Origin of the sequence: Paraburkholderia bonniea (assembly GCF_009455625.1) — a bacterium.
GTDB classification, from domain to species: Bacteria; Pseudomonadota; Gammaproteobacteria; order Burkholderiales; family Burkholderiaceae; genus Paraburkholderia; species Paraburkholderia bonniea.
The window spans coordinates 724,162-742,967 of record NZ_QPEQ01000002.1 but is presented as its reverse complement, the minus strand read 5'-3'; the positions used below and the strand labels follow the sequence as shown (position 1 = coordinate 742,967).

General features: G+C 59.5%; 16 protein-coding genes. 9 read left to right on the top strand and 7 right to left on the bottom strand.

The genetic code is table 11. From position 1 onward, the window contains the following. Positions 1 to 310 precede the first annotated feature (310 nt). The 4 genes from GH656_RS16970 to GH656_RS16955 form a co-directional block, all read right to left on the bottom strand. The gene (locus tag GH656_RS16970) at positions 311 to 1,222 is read right to left on the bottom strand and encodes a PhzF family phenazine biosynthesis protein (protein ID WP_153077200.1); all 912 of its coding nucleotides are present in this window, start codon (positions 1,220 to 1,222) and stop codon (positions 311 to 313) included. Between the two features lie 114 nt (positions 1,223 to 1,336). Next, complete coding sequence (locus tag GH656_RS16965; RefSeq protein ID WP_153077199.1) at positions 1,337 to 1,807, bottom strand: RidA family protein; 471 nt, start codon at positions 1,805 to 1,807, stop codon at positions 1,337 to 1,339. 58 nt (positions 1,808 to 1,865) lie between these two features. Continuing rightward, entirely contained in the window at positions 1,866 to 3,065 is a 1,200-nt protein-coding gene (locus tag GH656_RS16960) for an aminotransferase-like domain-containing protein (protein WP_153077198.1), read from the bottom strand. Positions 3,066 to 3,176: 111 nt separating this feature from the next. Then, positions 3,177 to 4,085, bottom strand: a complete 909-nt coding sequence (locus GH656_RS16955; RefSeq protein ID WP_153077197.1) for a DMT family transporter — start codon at positions 4,083 to 4,085, stop codon at positions 3,177 to 3,179. Positions 4,086 to 4,295: 210 nt separating this feature from the next. Here GH656_RS16955 and GH656_RS16950 point away from each other — a divergent pair, with 210 nt between their 5' ends. The 9 genes from GH656_RS16950 to GH656_RS16910 all read left to right on the top strand — a co-directional run bounded on the left by GH656_RS16950 (position 4,296) and on the right by GH656_RS16910 (position 15,732). Continuing rightward, on the top strand, positions 4,296 to 5,750 hold the full coding sequence (locus tag GH656_RS16950; RefSeq protein ID WP_153077196.1) for an aminotransferase-like domain-containing protein: 1,455 nt from the start codon (positions 4,296 to 4,298) through the stop codon (positions 5,748 to 5,750). Between the two features lie 154 nt (positions 5,751 to 5,904). After that, positions 5,905 to 7,827 (top strand): molecular chaperone HtpG, encoded by a 1,923-nt coding sequence (gene htpG, locus GH656_RS16945; RefSeq protein ID WP_153077195.1) that lies wholly within the window; start codon positions 5,905 to 5,907, stop codon positions 7,825 to 7,827. 503 nt (positions 7,828 to 8,330) lie between these two features. Continuing rightward, positions 8,331 to 10,187, top strand: a complete 1,857-nt coding sequence (locus GH656_RS16940; protein WP_174769817.1) for a tetratricopeptide repeat protein — start codon at positions 8,331 to 8,333, stop codon at positions 10,185 to 10,187. A 151-nt stretch (positions 10,188 to 10,338) separates the two neighbouring features. Further along, a complete protein-coding gene (locus GH656_RS16935) occupies positions 10,339 to 10,971 on the top strand; it encodes a chorismate--pyruvate lyase family protein (RefSeq protein ID WP_153077194.1) in 633 nt (210 codons plus the stop codon). After that, entirely contained in the window at positions 10,971 to 11,444 is a 474-nt protein-coding gene (locus GH656_RS16930; RefSeq protein WP_153077193.1) for a DNA-deoxyinosine glycosylase, read from the top strand. Before GH656_RS16935 ends, GH656_RS16930 begins: the two co-directional genes overlap by 1 nt. Further along, a complete protein-coding gene (locus GH656_RS16925; RefSeq protein ID WP_153077192.1) occupies positions 11,441 to 12,358 on the top strand; it encodes a class I SAM-dependent methyltransferase in 918 nt (305 codons plus the stop codon). The genes GH656_RS16930 and GH656_RS16925 overlap by 4 nt, the downstream gene beginning before the upstream one ends. Before the next feature lie 283 nt (positions 12,359 to 12,641). Next, positions 12,642 to 12,878 carry a DUF3311 domain-containing protein gene (locus GH656_RS16920; protein ID WP_153077191.1) on the top strand — a complete coding sequence of 79 codons (237 nt, stop codon included), beginning with the start codon at positions 12,642 to 12,644 and terminating at the stop codon, positions 12,876 to 12,878. After that, on the top strand, positions 12,878 to 14,428 hold the full coding sequence (gene mctP, locus GH656_RS16915) for a monocarboxylate uptake permease MctP (protein ID WP_153077388.1): 1,551 nt from the start codon (positions 12,878 to 12,880) through the stop codon (positions 14,426 to 14,428). The genes GH656_RS16920 and mctP overlap by 1 nt, the downstream gene beginning before the upstream one ends. A 92-nt stretch (positions 14,429 to 14,520) precedes the next feature. Beyond that, on the top strand, positions 14,521 to 15,732 hold the full coding sequence (locus tag GH656_RS16910) for an FUSC family protein (RefSeq protein WP_153077190.1): 1,212 nt from the start codon (positions 14,521 to 14,523) through the stop codon (positions 15,730 to 15,732). 35 nt (positions 15,733 to 15,767) lie between these two features. Here the strand turns inward: GH656_RS16910 and GH656_RS16905 are convergent, their stop codons facing one another. The 3 genes from GH656_RS16905 to GH656_RS16895 all read right to left on the bottom strand — a co-directional run bounded on the left by GH656_RS16905 (position 15,768) and on the right by GH656_RS16895 (position 18,739). Continuing rightward, entirely contained in the window at positions 15,768 to 16,202 is a 435-nt protein-coding gene (locus tag GH656_RS16905; RefSeq protein WP_153077189.1) for a VOC family protein, read from the bottom strand. Positions 16,203 to 16,375: 173 nt separating this feature from the next. Continuing rightward, the gene (tal, locus tag GH656_RS16900; protein ID WP_153077188.1) at positions 16,376 to 17,329 is read right to left on the bottom strand and encodes a transaldolase; all 954 of its coding nucleotides are present in this window, start codon (positions 17,327 to 17,329) and stop codon (positions 16,376 to 16,378) included. Positions 17,330 to 17,542: 213 nt separating this feature from the next. Continuing rightward, complete coding sequence (locus GH656_RS16895) at positions 17,543 to 18,739, bottom strand: benzoate/H(+) symporter BenE family transporter (RefSeq protein ID WP_153077187.1); 1,197 nt, start codon at positions 18,737 to 18,739, stop codon at positions 17,543 to 17,545. Positions 18,740 to 18,806 lie beyond the last annotated feature (67 nt).

Here is an 18,806-nt window from a genome sequence, read left to right as displayed (position 1 = left end):
TATCGGAATTTGTGTGGTGACAGAGCGCAAATGTCCATGAGGCATGGCATTACGCTGGAGCGTAAAAATTTTTGGAGGGATTCGTCAGGATGTGCCGGATTGCGACACTGCAGCGCAACGCGTCATGCAAGCGGCATTAAATGCTTGTGAAAGGCAGCGAGTGCGGTAACGCGTGGTGGCTCGTAGCCAGCAGACAAGCAGAAAGAGATCACAGCGGGGGAGTGGTTCCGGGCCGCAGGAACACGGTCCGGAACCACTTCAAGCGTGTATCAGACGCGCTTGAAGTGGGGCTTAGGTAACGGCAGGCCAGTTAGAGCGATTTCGCCACAGGGCACTTGAATGTGCCATCGACGATGGTCACCGCTGGGCCGCTGACCCAGATGACCGGGCTGTTCTTTTCATAGCGCACGGTGACGTTGCCTGCGCGGCCCAGCGCGGTGCCCTGCCGCACGGTGTACTGCGTGCCGGGGGCTTTGCCGAGCGCCGCGAGCAAGCCAGCCAGTGCGGCGTTGGCGCTGCCAGTGACCGGGTCTTCCAGCAACCCTGTTGGCCCTGCGTGGGTGCCGGTTAGCAGGCAGCGCATCTCGAACGTTGCCGGACCATCGGCTTCATGCGGGCCGTACAACGCGATGCCATGCGCATTGACACGAGCAGTGATGCGGGCGAGTTCAAGCGACTCGGGCGTGAGCGTCAGGCAGGCCTGAGCTGATTTCATCCGCACCACGAGCCAGGAGGCCCCGTTATCCACGGCGCATGGCATGGCGCTGAGATCAAGCTGATCGCTGTTCAGCGCGAGAGCGAGGGCGTCGTATTCGGTAGGCGGCAACGCAGTGACATCAGCCCGGGGCGCGCTGAAGGCCCAGTCGCCATTGTCTTGCAGGGCAAGATCGACTAGCCCCGCGCCACATTGCTGGACCAGCTTGCCTGCCTGCTTTGGCTGATAGCCGCTTTCGAGCAGCGCATGGGCCGCGCCCAACGTGGGGTGGCCAGCAAACGGCAACTCGGCGACGGTGGTGAAGATGCGCACACGATAATCCGCTTGCGGATCGGTAGGTTTGGACAGGAACGCCGTTTCGGACAGATTGGTCCAGTTGGCGATGGCTTGCATCTGCACGGAAGTCAGGCCATCTGCATCGAACACGACGGCGAGCGGGTTGCCCTTGAACGGAGTCGAGCTAAAAACATCGACCTGTTTAAAACGCACGTTTGTAAAGGCTGGCATCTGGGATGGGGGAGTCTGGAACGGAAGGTTGGAGACGGTGGCCTTGAAGCTGGCCACCGGGACGAAGCGAAACTGCTCAGCAGCACTCAGTAAATCACTGGCGCAGGCGCTACGTTATTTGACTTCCGCGATCATTTCAATCTCTACGCACGCACCGAGTGGAATTTGTGCGACGCCGAACGCTGAACGGGCATGTTTGCCACGTTCGCCGAACACCTCCGCGACAAGCTCGGAAGCACCATTGGTGACCAGATGTTGTTCGGTGAACTCAGAGGTTGAATTCACCAGGCTCATTAGCTTGACGATGCGTGTGACCCGGTTCAGGTCGCCAAGATGGTTGTGCAGCGTGGCGATCAGGTCGATGGCGATGGCCCGTGCCGCTGCCTTGCCTTCTTCGGTGTCCAGCGAGGCACCGAGTTTCCCGGCCCAGACCTTGCCGTCGCGCTTGGCGATATGGCCTGACAAATACACCGTATTCCCGCTTTGCGCGCTCATCACATAAGCGGCAGCCGGAGCGCTGGCGTTGGGCAGCTCGATGCCGAGTTGTTCGAGACGGTCGTAAATATTCACATGAGCTTCGGTCATAACGGTGTCCTTATCGAGTAGGAGAGTGAGGATGAGACTGGTCAGGCAATGGCGGGTGTTACAGGCGGGCTTGAATCAATTTGGCCAGACGGGCCACGCCATCGTCGATCTGCGCAGGCGGCACGGTGACAAACGACAGCCGCAGCGTGCTGGCCTGGGCCTCGCTGGCATAGAACGGCCCGCCCGGCACGAACGCAACATTGTGCGCCACGGCCTCTTCGAGTAACGCCATGCTGTCGATCGACCCTGGCAGCGAGACCCACACGAACATGCCGCCCTCTGGCCGGTTCCAGCTCACGCCAGCTGGCATGTAGCGTTCGAGCGCGGCCAGCATCGCGGCGCACTGGTCGCGGTAGAGCGCCCGGATCGCGGGCACATGGGTATCGAGAAAGCCATCTTTGACGACCTCATGCACGATGCGCTGGGTAAAGCTGGGGGTGTGGAGATCAGTGGCTTGTTTGGCTTGCACTAGTTTGAACTGCAAAGCTTCGGGTGCAATGATGTAGCCAATCCGTAAGCCTGGCGCGAGCACTTTCGAAAATGAGCCCAGATGCACGATCCGCTCCGGTGCCATCGAAAGCATCGTAGGCAATGGTTCGCCCGCGTAGTCGAGCGCGCCATAGGGGTCGTCTTCGATGACCGGGAAGGCAGCATGCTGGGCTAGTTCAGCTAACGCCTTGCGGCGCGCGAGCGGCAAGCGCCGGCCGGTTGGATTCTGGAAGTTGGGTTGTGCGTACAGCAGCCGCGCCCCGGCGGTGAGTTCCGGTGTGAGGGCTGACACGATCAGGCCGTCGTCATCGGTGGGCACTTGCACATAGCGCGGTTCGTACATCGAAAACGATTGCAGCGCGCCTAGATAAGTCGGGGTTTCGACCAGCACAGGGCTGCCCGGACAGATCAGCACCTTGCCGAGCAGATCGAGCGCCTGTTGTGAGCCGGTGGTGATAAGCACCTGGCTGGCGCGAATTTGCGCGCCTCCGCTTGAATAACGCCTGGCGATCCATTCACGTAGTGGCAGATAGCCTTCGGTGGCGCTGTATTGCAAGGCGGCGCTAGCGTCTTCGCGCAGGATGCGTTCGGCGGCGACGCGCATTTGCTCAACCGGAAAGGTGGCGGGTGCGGGCAGACCGCCTGCAAACGAGATGACTTCGGGCCGCTCGGTAATTTTCAGAATTTCACGAATCGCTGAGCTGGTCAGCTTGCGAGCGCGTTCAGACAACTGCCACGGAAGAGCTGCAGAAAAATCGGGTTGAGTCATGGTCATCTCGGGTGTGACTGGAATAGGGCGAATGCGCCGGGGGCCGTGCATGGCGCGCGGGAGGCGGGCCAAAAGCCCTGGCATTATCGCGCGAGTCGTAACGGGTAGCGGCTATGCGCTGCGAACGGGTTGAGGCGCGACGCGAATGCTGGTCTTGCGGCCCAGCACCACCGTCATCACCACCGCCGCAGCAAATAACCATGTGGACGAGGCGACGCTTTCGCCGAAGAACAGCGCGGAAAAAGCCATCGTGAAGAAGATCTGCAGCAACTGCACTTGGCCCACGCGCGCAATGCCCCCCATTGCCAGCCCGGCATACCACGCGAAAAAACCGATGAACTGCGAGAACAGCGTGACGTAGCCGAACGCTAGCCAGGTTTTCAGGGCGACCGGTTGCGGATGTTGCAGATGATGCTGCCAGCCTAGCCAGCCAACGGGCAGCAGTAAAAACGGGGCGGACAGCACAAGGGCCCAGCAGATCACCTGCCAGCCGCCAATCTGACGTGCGAGCCGCGCGCCTTCTGCATACCCGAGCGCGCCGATGCCCACGGCTACCAGCATCAGCAGGTCACCCGCTCGCAACGTGCCGTCCCCGCTGTACAGAGCGAAGCCGACCACAATCGCGCTGCCCGCAATAGCACTGAGCCAGAACCCTCTGGAGGGCCGCTCATGCGACAGCCACGCGGCATAGAGCGCCACGCACAGTGGCTGCAAACCGTTGACGACGGCACCATGCGAAGCGGGCACGGTTTTCATGGCCCAGGCGGAAAACACCGGGTACGCGATGATGACACCCAGCGAAATCACGGCGAGGCTCTTAATCTGCGGCCATGTCGGCCAGCGTTCACGCCGCCACGCCAGCAACGCGGCGGCGGGGAGCGCCGCGACCAGCGCCCGGCCAAGGCCATTGAGCAGCGGATGGAATTCCATCACGACGATGCGAGTCATGGGCAAGGTCAGACTGAAGATCATCACCCCGATGAGGCCAAGGAACATGCCCTGGGATTCACGCGAATTCATTGGAAAACTCCTGCTAATGCGATGGCAGAAAAGGTTGGGAAAACGCAGCGCGCAGTACGCATCAGAGCACATCAGTCATGCGGGCCAAGCCTCAAGGTGAGCTGATACGGGAGCTGTCACAGGACTGCGAGCGATCAAATGTAACGGCTCGGACCGGCACAGTAACGGTACAATCCGCCCGATAGTTTTCTGTACAGTTTGGAGCCCGCCATGTCCGTTCCACTTGATCTGATTCCCGCTCCTCATGACGCTTCGCCGCTGACACTGGTTGAGCAACTGGTGCAATGGGCGCGCCGCCGCATCGAAGAGCGGGTGTTTCGTCCTGGCATGCGCATGCCGTCGATCCGCACGCTGGCGCTGGATAAAGGCGTCTCGCGCTTCACCGTGGTGGAGGCCTATGAAAGGCTGGTGGCCCAGGGGTATCTGGATTCACGCCGCGGTTCGGGCTTCTTTGTGCGTGAGCGGCTTTCTGCCCCCGCGCCAGGCGAGCCGCGCCAGGTGGCCGACGCCACGGGGGCCTCGGATACGCTCGATGTGGTCTGGCTGTTGCGCAATATGTTGCAGACTTCGACGCGGCCGGAAAAAGGCCCTGGGCTTGGCTATCTGCCCAGCCGCTGGCTGGACGGCGAACTGATTACCGGCGCGCTGCGCACGCTGGGGCGTCAAAGCGGAGCGCAACTGCTGGGCTTTGGCACTCCGCAAGGGTTTTTGCCGTTACGCCAGCAATTGCAAACCCGGCTCGAAGAGCGGGAAATCGGTGCCTCGGCCGAGCAGATCGTGCTGGTTTCCGGCATCACTCAAGCCATCGACCTGATCGCACGCCTCTATGTGCAGCCTGGCGACGCGGTGATCGTGGGCGACCCAGCCTGGTTCCAGATGTTCGGGCGCTTCGCCTCGCAAGGCGCGCGTCTGATTGGCATGCCATATACGCCCGACGGCCCCGATCTGGATGCGCTCGAAATGCTGGTGCAGACCTGGCGGCCCAGGATGCTGGTGATCAATTCGGTGCTGCATAACCCGACCGGCACCTCGCTGAGCGCGGCCCAGGCGTTTCGCATCCTGCAACTGGCCGAGACTTACGATTTCATCGTGGTCGAAGACGATATCTACGGCGACCTGTGCCCGCCTGGCTATCCAGCGACCCGGCTGGCGAGCCTGGACCAGTTGCGGCGGGTGATTTATCTGGGCAGCTTTTCAAAGACTCTGGCAGCCAATTTGCGGGTGGGGTTTATCGCCTGCTCACCCATGGTGGCGAAGGCCGTTGCAGATCAAAAAATGCTGGTTGGCATGACAACCCCCGAGCTGAACGAGCGCGTGCTGTACCGGATTCTCACGGAAGGCCATTACCGGCGTCACGTCGAACGGCTGCGCTCGCGGCTTGATGGCGTGCGCGACAAGGCAGCAAGGATGCTGGAGAAAGCCGGCCTCAAGCTGTTTCTGACGCCAGGCGCGGGGATGTTTCTATGGGCCGATACTGGGGTTGATTCTGATGCACTGGCCGCGAGCGCCCATGAGGCGGGTTTTCTACTCACGCCAGGCAGCCTCTTTTCACCGCAGCAGTCGCCCACGACACGCATGCGCTTTAACGTTGCAAATTGCGGCGACCCGGGGCTGCCGGTGTTTTTGGGGCAATACCTTGAGCGCGTGATCCGGCGCGCCTCTTGAAATAACATGCTTCGCTCCCATGTCGGTCTGCACTCCGGCTGCGCCGTTTTTTAGCCGCGAGGTTAAGACGGCCAGGGGCCGCGTCTGACACAGTCAATCGGCAGTTCAATTCAATCCAATCCAGTTCAATCGCAATCAACGAGGAAGTTTTGGCATGGCACAAGAAACCATGAGTTTTCAGGCAGAAGTGAAACAGCTTCTGCACCTGATGATCCATTCGCTGTACAGCAATAAAGAAATTTTCCTGCGCGAGCTGATTTCGAATGCCTCCGATGCGGCTGACAAGCTGCGTTTCGAAGCTATCGAAAACAGTGCGCTCTATGAAGGTCAGCCGGATTTGCGGATTCGCGTGTCCTACGACAAAACCGCTCGCACTATCACGCTGGATGACAACGGCATCGGCATGAGCCGCGATGAAGCGATTGCCAATCTGGGCACGATTGCGCGCTCGGGCACAAAAGAATTTTTCGGCAAGCTCTCGGGCGATCAGCAAAAAGATGCGGCACTGATTGGCCAGTTTGGCGTGGGCTTTTATTCCGGCTTTATCGTCGCCGAGCGCATCACGGTCGAAACCCGCCGCGCCGGTCTGCCCGCAAGCGAAGGTGTGCGTTGGGAAAGCGCCGGTGAGGGCGATTTTGCGGTGGAGACGATCGAGCGTGCGGCACGCGGCACCACGATCACCCTGCATCTGCGCGCCGACGAAGACGAGTTGCTGTCATCGCACCGTCTGCGCTCGATCATTCAAAAGTATTCGGATCACGTTGCACTGCCGATCCTGATGCAAAAGGAAGAGTGGGATGCGGAACAGGGCGCGATGGTGGCACGCGATGAAGACGAAACCATCAATCAGGCTAGCGCGCTGTGGACCCGTTCGAAGAACGACATCAGCGATGAGCAATACCAGCAGTTCTACCAGCACCTCGCGCACGATCACCAGAATCCGCTGGCATGGACCCATAACCGCGTCGAAGGCCGCAGCGAATACACCCAGTTGCTGTATGTCCCGGCTCATGCGCCATTCGACATGTGGAACCGTGACCACCGTGGCGGACTGAAGCTATACGTGAAGCGCGTGTTCATCATGGACGAAGCTGAGCAACTGCTGCCTGGCTACCTGCGTTTCGTAAAGGGCGTGGTGGATTCGAGCGATTTGCCGCTGAACGTGTCGCGTGAAATTTTGCAGGAAAGCCGTGACGTCAAAGCGATTCGTGAAGGCGTGACAAAGCGTGTGCTGTCGATGCTTGAAGAACTGGCCAGCAAGCCAGCGGTTGCTGCGAGCGCTGAGGCAGGAGATGAGGCAGATAAAGCCGCACCATATCCATCGTTCTGGAGTGAGTTTGGCCAGGTGCTGAAAGAAGGCATCGGCGAAGACACGGCGAACCGCGAACGGATCGCCAAACTGCTGCGCTTTGCTTCGACGCATCAAGACACGCCTGAGCAAACCGTCGCGCTGGCCGATTACGTGGCACGGATGAAACCGGAGCAAAGCAAGATTTACTACGTGACCGCTGACACCTGGCAGGCCGCATCGCATAGCCCGCACCTTGAGGTATTCCGCAAGAAAGGTGTGGAAGTGCTGTTGCTGACCGATCGCGTAGATGAATGGATGCTGTCGTTCTTCACCGAATTCGATGGCAAGCCGCTGCAAAGCGTAGCCCGTGGCGACCTGGATCTTGGTGCGTTGAATGACGAAGAAAAAGCCGCACAGGAGAAGGTTGGAGAAACGCTCAAGCCGCTCGTTGAAAAGATGAAAGAAGCGCTGCGCGACAAGGCTAAGGACGTGCGTCTGACATTCCGTTTGACCGATTCGCCCTCATGCCTGATTGCTGATGACGGTGACATGAGCGGCTATTTGCAACGCATGCTCAAGGCCGCTGGCCAGCAGGCACCCGCGATGCTGCCGATTCTGGAAGTCAATCCGGAACATGCACTGGTGAAGGGCTTGCAAGTCGATGGCGCACAGTTTGATGACTGGTGCCATTTGCTGTTCGATCAGGCGATGCTGGCAGAGGGCGGCGCACTGGAAGATCCGGCGAGTTTTGTACGGCGCACGAATGCGCTGTTGCTAGCGCGGTAATGCCGCGGGTGCTTGCCCGCACCTGATTTAAATCGAAGGATGGAAGTGCTGAAGCGGTGATGGCCTGACGAGGGTCATCACCGCTTTTTTTGCGTCTGGTTTACCGCGTTTGGTTTGCAGCGTTTCGCTGCCTCCTGCGCCAAGCGATGGATGAGGCCATGGCAGCCGTGGCTAATCCATTCTCAGGCACCTGAAGCAGTGGGCTTCACTAGCGCGGTGTGAGTCGCAATTTCACGGCAGTTTTAGCAGGCCGGCAATAGCTCGTCTTGAGTGCAAATAACCATGCTGCACACCTCAATGACGGGTTTCGAGATCGCCGTTATTTATGGGATGCACTCCTGAAGCAAACCCTTATCCTGCTGCGGTCGTTTTCTCAGCATGCTTGTCTGGCGAACCATTGATCCAGCGCTGCTGCTCTGGCGGCCATGCATCTAAATGTAATGAGACGCCACCCTGACAACTCGCTCGTGCACTCGCCCGATGCGCCTACCGATTGACTTCCAATGTCCCAGCTAATGTCACCAGAAGCCCGACCTGTTGCAACCCAGCCGGTCGATCCGGTCTTCCGTGTCTGGTCGCTCCTGAGGGAGCAAGGTTTCGACGCGGCCGTGCACTACGTCGAAGCACTGGATCTCAACACCGAAACGCTGCAGCTTCGCGCTGATCTTCAGGCAAGCAATGAGCGTTTTGAAAATGCTTACCAGTACGCGTCACTGACTCAGAGCGAGATGTTGCCGACCGAGCGTTATGCGCGGCTGGCGCTGTTTGCCGATGGTTTAGGCCAGACAGCGAGGGCGCGTGAATACAGCGAAAAAGCCGTAGATGGCGTCGCGCTTGATGTGAGCGCTGCATGGCTGGTTCGTCTGGGTGACGAGTGCGGCGCTCACTCTGCCGCAGTGCACCTGCTGCGAGCGTTGCAGGCGCAAATGCCGGGTGATGCGCGCATGCCGTGGTGGTTGTCGCAAACGCTGGCCAGACTGCCGCAAGACGATGCCATTCAGGCTGAACGCGATGAAGCGCTGGAGCGCGCTTACGCACTTAACCCGACGCTTCATCCATCCTTGCCGTTGCAACTGGTGCTGATGCATCGCCAGCAGCATGACTGGCCAACGGTAGAGCGGATTTGCCGTGAAGTGCTCGCGCGCGAGCCCAGCAATACCGAGCTCTCCTGGCAGCTCAGCCATGCGCAATGGCAATGCGGTGACGCGGCGAGCGCTGAAACCACGATGGCGGATGCCTATCTGCTGGCACCAGAGAATGGCGCAGCAATCGCAGCGATTGCGCTCTATCAGATTGAACAAGCTAATTATCTGGATGCCGAAGCTACGCTAAATGTCGCACTTGCACTGAATCCTGACGACAGTTTGGCCGCCATAGATCTGGCTGAACTTGAGTTGCGGCGCGACGACTGGGAAGAGGGCTGGCCGCGCTATGAGGCACGACTGGCACGCACTGACCGTGAAGATGACAACGCGGTCACGCTGATGACACGCCGTTACAAAACATGGCAGGGCGAACCGCTCGCGGGCAAGATCCTGATCGTGTATAGCGAACAGGGCAGTGGTGACGATATCCAGATGGTGCGTTTCGTGCCAAAACTGGCAGACCAGGTGCGCCGTGCCGGAGGGCGTTTGGTACTGGCATGCCGGCGTTCGCTGCGCGAGCTGTTTACGCGTTTTTATGAAGACTGCGTGGCACTGGAAGATGGCTTGCCTGGCCGCCCTGATTACAGCTTGCCGATCATGAGTTTGCCGCTTTTCCTCGAATTGCGGCCTGATGATGTCCAAGGGCGCGCCTATTTGATGACGGACTCGCGCAAAGCGAAGACGTGGCGAAATCTGGTCAGGGCAGAAGGTGCCAGCAAAAAATTGCTCCATGTCGGGTTGGTCTGGTCAGGTTCGCCGACGCATCGGCGCGATCTGCAGCGTTCAATTCCGCTGAACCAGCTTGAACCGTTGTTCAGCGTTCCCGATGTGATGTATTACGTGCTGACACCGGGGCGCGAGTACGAGGTCACGCTGCTCCAGCAAAAGGATTACCCGGTGCAGGATTTGACGCCGAACTATCGCTATGCCTTCGACGATGTGGCAGCTCATCTGGGTGCGCTGGATATGCTGGTTACGATTGATAGCGCGCCGCTGCATCTGGGAGGGGCGCTAGGGGTTCCGGTGCTGGCGTTGCTCGATCATGTGTCGCACTGGTGCTGGGGTACGGCGCAGACGCAGCGCTGGTATGACTCCGTTGAGCTATTGCGGCAGCCGCAGCCGGGCGAATGGGCACCGGTGCTTGAGCAGGCAAAAGGCTATGTGCAGGCGTTGCGTGACGCGCGTCAGCAGATGAAGCCCTCCGCGGGAAATTAATCAGGTTGATTAGGTTTGAATGAATGGTGGGGCCCACGCGTTGTACGGAAAGCGTGGGCCCCGCTGTTTTGTTTGGGTTTGTTCTGGTTTGTTCCGGCGCAAGGGCGTGCTGGCGCTGACTGGGCCTGGCGGCGAATCTATAATGCCGCCCATGCCGATTCGTTTCGATGCCGCTGACGCCCACTGGCGCGTCGCGCCTTTACCCGGTTTCTCGCCTGCACAAAAAGACTGGCTGACGCGAGGTGGTTCGTTGACCGCCCATCTGCGCGAGCTCGGCCGTGTCAGCGTATGCGTTACGCGAGAGGCCGTGGCACAGCCCTGGCCTGACGAAGCTGCTGCACTGGCGCTGACGCTCCGCGCGCCAGTATGGGTGCGCGAAGTGGTGCTGGCGGTTGATGACGTGCCCTTTGTCGCTGCGCACAGCATCGTGCCGTTGCCATCCAGCATGGGTGTCTGGCAAGCGATCCGGCGTTTGCACACTCGTCCGTTGGCCGAGCTGCTGTATAGCGATCGCAGTGTGACGCGCTCGCCGCTGGTTAGCCGACGGCTCACCATGCTGCATCCGCTGCACCGGCTGGCTTCGCGCACGATGGCTGGCAGCGGGCAGCAGACACTGGTGGCACGGCGCTCGGTGTTCGAGCGCTATGGCGCGCCACTGATGGTGAGCGAATGCCTGCTGCCCGCGCTCTGGACACATCTGGCACTGCTCCATAAACCTGAACTTGAACTTGAACCAGTGCGAGCCTTCGCTTCGCTGAATGCTGTGCCGGGAGCGCCGCGTTAATGCTTGAAGGTTTTCCACCTGTGATTGCTGAGGATACCCACACGCTGATACTGGGTAGCTTTCCTGGCGTGGCATCGCTGAGTGCGGCGGAGTATTACGCGCATCCGCGTAACCAGTTCTGGCGCTTGCTCGGCACAGTCCTGAACGAACCGCTTCCCGAACTCGATTACCCCGCCCGGCTGGCCTGCTTGCTGGCGCATCGCATTGGCATTTGGGATGTGCTGGCGATTTGTGAGCGAGAGGGCAGCCTGGATAGTGCGATTCGCCATGCCGTGCCCAATGATTTCGCCGCGCTACGCAGGCATACACCGCAACTGTCCAAGGTGTGCTTTAACGGCAAGACCGCCGGACGGTTCGCGCCAGTCATCGCAGCCGCTGGCTATGCCACGCTCGTCCTGCCGTCGTCCAGTCCGGCGAATGCTATCCTCTCGTTCGATCAAAAACTGCGTCTTTGGCGCGATCTCCTCCCATGACGAAACTGATCCGGCGCGCCAGCGCCGAGGCGCGCGCTTTTGACAGCCGCGCTGCTGACACCAATGGTGCCAAGCGCCGCCCTGCACGAAGCAAGTCCCGCACGCAGCATGACGACGATTTTGCCGATGCGCCTCTTCTTGTCGACCCTCCACGCAAGCCACGTTTTGCTCCAGTGACGTTTTCTGAAAGCGACGGTGTGCGCTATCTGCATTTCGGCACTGAATGGGTGCAAGGCGCGATGCGCCTGAAAAAGCCCAACCACATCGAGCTGGAATATGTGCAGCAAATGATGGCCTGGCTGCTTTTTCTCGAAACCCCGCCGCGCATCGTGCAGTTGGGGCTGGGTGCAGCAGCGCTGACCAAGTTCGCTCACCACTTTTTAAAGCGCGCCGAAGTGATTGCGGTGGAGCTGAATCCTGCGGTGGTGGTGGCGGCGCGCACGATGTTCGGTCTGCCCGCCGATAACGCCCGGCTGAGTGTGCGTGAAACGGATGCATGGGATTTCGTGAACGACCGGGTGAATCACGGCACGGTCGGCGCTTTGCAGGTGGATGTTTACGATGCGAAAGCGAAGGGGCCGGTGCTCGATAGTGTGGCGTTTTATCGCGCTGCGCGGGCCTGTCTCACGGATGCCGGGGTGATGACCGTGAACCTGTTTGGCGATCATCCAGATTTCGTGCGCAACATGAAACGCCTGAAAGAAGCGTTCGATGGCCGGGTGATTGCGTTACCGGAGGTTCACGATGGCAATCGCGTGGCGCTGGCGTTCTCGGGCCCAGCGTTAGCGGTGCCATTCAGCGCGCTGCAAGCCCGGGCAAAACTGATCGAAGACAAGCTCGGTTTGCCTGCGCGTAAATGGCTCAAAGGTTTGTGCGAAGAGTCAGGGCAATCAGGTGCGTCGTTTGCGATCTGACGTTTCTCGCTCATAACGCTGACGTAACCAACGCCCGCAATAGCTGATCTGCTGTTGCGGGCGTTGTCGTTTACCAGCGTGGTTAGCCACGTTACGTACTCTGGATTCCACGATTCCATGAACGGCAGCACGAGTGCGGGTCGTCACTGCTTGACCAGCCGTTTTTGACTTCTATACTCTCCCCATCATTTCAAGATGATGCACGGTACGGTGCCTGAAAGGCGGGCTGTCCGATGGGCAAGGTGCTGTTGAAAAACCTCGAGAAGATGCAACAGGAGACGAGATGGCCCCGGATTCTGATGTGAGCCAGGCGAGCAAGCACTGGCTTTGGCTGTTGCTGCTTCCCTGGATTGCCATGATCTGGGTGCCGTCCTACAACCGGATTGAGCCGCAAATCTGGGATTTCCCGTTTTTCTACTGGTATCAGTTGCTATGGGTGCTGATTAGCGCGGCCATCACTGCGCTGGTTTACTTCAAAACAAAACGCCACACGCCAGACGATGCAGCGGGAGAAGCATGATGAATTTCACTGCGGCGTTTGTGTTCGTGCTGTTCTTTGCCGGTGTGACCGTTCTTGGATTCTTTGCGGCGCGCTGGCGCCGGGGCAATCTGGCGCATCTGGATGAGTGGGGGTTGGGCGGGCGGCGTTTTGGCACGGTGGTGACGTGGTTTCTGCTGGGCGGTGATCTGTACACCGCGTACACCTTCATCGCCGTGCCCGCGCTGGTGTTTGGTGCGGGTGCGACGGGTTTTTTCGCACTGCCTTACACGATCCTGATTTACCCGTTTGCGTTCATCGTGTTCCCGAAACTCTGGAGCATTGCCAAGCGCCATGGTTATGTCACCTCGGCTGATTTTGTCAGCGCCCGTTATGGCAGCCGGATGCTGGCCTTGGCGATTGCCGTCACGGGGATCGTGGCGACGATGCCTTACATCGCGTTGCAACTGGTCGGTATCGAAGTCGTCATCGGGGCCCTCGGCTTTGATACCACGGGCTTCATGGGCGACTTGCCACTCATCATCGCGTTTGCGATTCTCGCGGCGTACACCTACACCTCCGGCTTGCGGGCCCCCGCGATGATCGCGGTGGTCAAGGATGTGCTGATTTACATCACGATTGCCGCAGCGGTGATTGTGATTCCACCGCAACTAGGTGGTTTTGGCGCGATCTTCGGCGTGGTGCCGCCCGCCAAGCTGCTGCTCAAGGCCCCCGACGTATCAAGCCTCAACGGCTATAGCGCTTACGCCACGCTTGCAGTGGGATCGGCGCTGGCGTTGTTTCTGTATCCGCATTCAATTACGGCGGTGTTTGCCTCGAAGTCCGGCAACACTATCAGGCGCAACATGGCGCTGCTGCCGGCCTACTCACTGGTGCTGGGTTTGCTGGCCCTGCTGGGGTTTATGGCGCTGGCCGCTGGGGTCAAGGACATGCCCGAGTTCGCGCCGTACTTCAAGGCGTTTGGCCCGAATTTCGCGGTCCCCGCACTGTTTCTGCATTTTTTCCCATCATGGTTTGTGGGCGTAGCGTTTGCGGCGATCGGAATCGGTGCGCTGGTGCCTGCTGCGATCATGTCGATTGCCGCGGCCAACCTGTACACACGCAATATCCACATGCCCTTCATCAACCGCAACATGACGGCTGAACAGGAAACCAATATCGCCAAGATGGTGTCGCTGATCGTCAAGGTAGGGGCCGTGGTCTTCATTCTGGGCTTGCCGCTGACGTATGCGATCCAGTTGCAGTTGCTCGGCGGGATCTGGATTATTCAGACCTTGCCAGCCATCGTTCTGGGGCTCTATACCCGCATACTGGATTACCGTGGCCTGCTGCTGGGCTGGGCTGTTGGGATTGGGGTGGGCACATGGATGGCGGTTTCACTAAAACTCACCAGCTCGATTTATACGATTCATCTGGGTGGTCTGGCGATTCCTGGTTATGCCGCCGTGTGGTCGCTGGGAATCAATCTGGTGGTGGCGTTCGTGGTGAGCCTGGGCGTGCGTGCGCTGGGGATGGCGGGCGGCGAGGACCGCACCCGTTCGGAGAAGTATCCGGGCGTGGCTGAGCGCTAGGCGCTAGTTATGCGCTGCGAGCTGCCAGACGGACGCTGTGAGCGTTACGGGTGTTACGGGCATGACTTCATGGAATCTTCAAACAATGCGCGATGACCGGGAAGCGAATTCCTTCTGACGCCGGTGCTGACACCGGTCTTGCTCCATCACCTTCAAGTGCGGCAGATGATGTCGTCACTCGCCGTCTGGCACCGCCTCGCAGCCGTCTGAACCGGCTATGGCGCAGCCTCACTTCGCCGTTTTACCGCTATCGCCATGCCAAGCTGATTCACAGCTTGCGCGTGGGCTTGGCGATGCTGGTGTCGATTCTGGCCACGACAGGCATTGATGTGCCGCATGGCATCTGGGCCTCGGTCACTCTGCTAGTGGTGATCGGTGGCTTGCAGCATCACGGCAATATCCGCAAAAAAGCCACGGAGCGTGCGGCGGGCACGCTGCTGGGTGCTGCGCTCGGGCTGGCGCTGATCGTGCAGCAAAACCTGCTGGGCTCGCTCACGCTGACGTATGTGCTGATGTCGGTGGTGGCAGCCGTGTGTGCGTGGTACGCGATTGGCAAGGCGGGCTACGTTGCGTTACTGACGGCGATCACGACATGCATCGTGGCGGGCCATGGCGACAATCTGATTGGCACGGGCTTGTGGCGCACGCTGAACGTGCTGGTCGGGATTGTGATTGCGCTGGCGTTCTCGTTTGCGCTGCCGCTGCATGCCACTTATTCATGGCGTTATCTGCTGGCCGACAATCTGCGCGAATGCGCGGGTGTCTATGCGCGCCTGGTGGATGGCACGCCTTTTTCTTCAGAGGCACAGATCAAGGTGTTTATGCGTCTGAATACGCGCCTGGTGCAACTGCGCTCGCTGATGCCTTCAGTGGCTAAAGAAATTCAGGTGCCACAAGCGCAACTGGAGGAGATTCAACGTTTGCATCGCTCGTTGCTGAGTGCGCTCGAAATGATGGTGATGGGGACGTTTATGCAAACCGATGTGGTGCGCAAGGCCTACGCGCAGCAATGCGGTGCTGAAGTGCGGGAGGTGCGTGGGGTGCTGCTGGCGATGGCGCGGGCGTTGCGTTTTACGGTAACGCGGTCGTTTCAGATGCCTGCCGCACCTGCCGTTGTGGTGACGCCGCCGGGTCTCGCCAGCCATCTCGCGCCTGAACTGCAAGGCCCTTTCTGGCTGGGGCAGCGGCTGGCCGAACAGGTTGAACGGCTACGCTCGTTGCTGGCTGAGACGGCGCCTGGCTGGCATATCGAGCAGCGTCCGGGAAAACCTGCGGAACGCTGCTTACCAGGTAATCACGACTGACCCGGGCAGGACTGATCCTGATCCGGCCGGGCGTCTTATTGAGCGATGGGAGTAAACACCATCCAGTGAATGCCGTACTGGTCGACCACGGTGCCAAACCCTTCGGTAGCTGGGGTTTTAGTCCATGGGATGGCGATTTCGCCACTTTCTGCAAGTGCGTCGAAGTAACGCTTGCCCGATGCCAGGTCGTCAGCGATCAGGTTCAGGCTGAAATTGATTTCAGGGTTAATTGGCGCGCCTGAATTGGGTTGCATTGAATCAGATGCGATCAAAACTGAATCGCCGATCTGCAAGCAGGCGTACATGATTTTGTTGTCGTAACCAGGAGGCGGCGCGGGGAGGCCGGCTGGTACTTCAGGCAGGTCCTTGAAATAGACTTTGTTCTGAAGTGTGGCGTCGAGCTTCTTGATATAAAACGCCAGAGCTTCTTCACAACGGCCACGGAAATACGCACAGGGTTGAATTTGCATGATTGATCTCCCGAAAAGGATCACCTTAAAGACACGGTGCGTGCCTGACGGGCAACAAACACCAAAAACGCGAAGTTTAAGCAGATGTTTTTGGCAATTGTAAAAATTTGTGCATATTTTGCGATAGAGGCCGGGACGTTGGTTTTTCGTTCGCCCCGGTTTACCTGGCAGGCCTAGTGGATTGCTGCGATCAATTGTTCGAGTTTGACGGCATCTGCAGCGAAGGCGCGAATGCCTTCGGCCAGTTTTTCGGTGGCCATGGCTTCGTCATTCACGAGAAAGCGAAACGATGGCTCGTCTACTGGCACCCGGTCGAGGCCTTGCTGCTTGCTGGTTTCGGGTGACAGCTTGCGTTCGATTTTGTCGGTGCTGTCTTGCAGCTTCTGCAACAAATCTGGGCTGATGGTGAGCAGGTCACAGCCAGCGAGTTCGGTGATCTGGCTAGTGGTGCGAAAGCTCGCGCCCATCACTTCAGTCGGATAGCCAAATGTTTTGTAGTACGCATAGATGCGCCGCACTGACTGCACGCCAGGATCGTTGGCGCCACCATCTTTGGCTTCGTCCCACGCGCTGCCCGCATTTTTCTTGTACCAGTCGTAAATTCGTCCGACGAACGGCGAGATCAGTTGTGCGCCGGCCTGGGCGCAGGCGGCAGCCTGTGCCAGCGAGAACAGCAGGGTCATGTTGCATTTAATGCCTTCTTTCTGCAGCACTTCAGCGGCGCGGATGCCCTCCCAGGTGGAGGCCAGCTTGATGAGCACGCGTTCACGGTCAATTCCTGCTGCCTTGTAGAGCGCGATCAGTTCATGTGCTTTGCTGATCGAAGCCTGGGTATCGAATGACAGCCGCGCATCCACTTCAGTCGACACCCGGCCCGGGATGATCTGCAGGATTTCCCGGCCGAAAGCGATCAGCAGGTGGTCGATGATCGTGCTAACCGGTTTGGAGGCGTGGTCGCGCACGGTTTTTTCGAGGAGCGGCCGGTAGTCGGCTTTTTGCACGGCCTTGAGGATGAGCGAAGGATTGGTGGTCGCATCTTGTGGCTTGTACTGGGCAAGCTGCTGGAAATCGCCGGTGTCAGCGACGACTGTCGTGTACTGCTTGAGCTGGTCGAGTGCGGTAGTCATATCAGGCCTTCGGCGCGTGCGCGCGGTAGTCAGGAAAGGAAAGGTGCTGGCGGCAGCCTCAAGGGCAGAAGCTGCCGCCAGCACCGGCGCTATGCGCATCATGTCCGCGCTGAAGCGAGGTGCGGCAGATGCAGTCTGAACTGCTCATTCTATGGCGGAACAGGGCGGAATGGGGCTGCGCGAAGGGCGCTTAGCCCGGCCTGCGGACCCGGTTCAGGCACGTTGCCGCGCATACAGCAGGATTTGCGTGACGACGCCCGCCACCAGCCCCCAGAACGCCGAGCCGATGGAGAGCAGTGTCAGGCCAGAGGCGGTCACCATGAAGGTGACGAGTGCTGCTTCGCGTTGACGCACGTCTTGCATGGCGCTGGTCAGGCCGCTCATGATTGAGCCGAACAGCGCGAGCGCGGCCACCGAGATCACCAGCGCGCTGGGCAGCGCGGCAAAAAGCGCGGCAATGGTTGCGCCGAAAGTCCCGGCGATCAGATAAAACACGCCGCACCAGACAGCGGCGCTATAGCGCCTGGTGCGATCTTCACCCGCTTCGGGCCCGGTGCAGATCGCGGCGGTAATGGCCGCGAGATTGATGCCATGCGAGCCAAACGGTGCCAGCACGAGCGAGGCCAGCCCGGTCGTGGCGATTAGCGGTGCCGCAGGTGTGGTGTAGCCATCTGCGCGCAGCACCGCGATGCCCGGCACGTTTTGCGAAGCCATGGCTACGACGAAGAGCGGAATGCCGATGCTTACGATGGCGCTCAGTGAGAACGTGGGCAAGGTTAGGACCGGCTGGGCCAGGCGAATGTGAAAGTGGCTGAAGTCCAGCAGCCCGAGACTGCCCGCTGCAGCGCAACCAGCGATCAGCGTAGCGACGATCGCATAGCGCGGTGCGAGCCGTTTGAGAATCAGCCAGGTGAAAAACATCGTGAGTACCAGCGTGGTCTGAAACTGCGCCGCACGAAACACGCCGATGCCAATCTCAAACAGAATGCCGGCGAGCAATGCCGCTGCGATGCTTGCCGGAATGCGTTTCATCAGCGCATCGAACCAGCCGGTGAGACCAGTCACAGCGAGCAGCAACGCACAGACGACAAACGCGCCAATCGCCTCCGGATAAGACACTTGGGGCAGCGACGTGACCAGCAGCGCAGCCCCAGGAGTGGACCAGGCGATGACGATAGGTGCGCGAAAACGCAACGACAGGCCAATCGAACACAGCCCCATGCCAATGGAAAGCGCCCAGATCCACGACGAAATCTGGGCGCTGCTTAGATGCGCGGCTTGTCCGGCCTGAAACATCAGCACCAGCGAGCTGGTGTAGCCGGTCATCATGGCGACGAAACCGGCAACCAGCGTCGACACGGAGGTATCAGCGAACAGGTTGAAGCGTGCTGTCGATAAGGAAGGTTTCATGCAGGAGGTTCCGGATAACGGCTGGATGTGAAGCGGTTATGAAGCATTCATGAAGCGGAGAAAATGC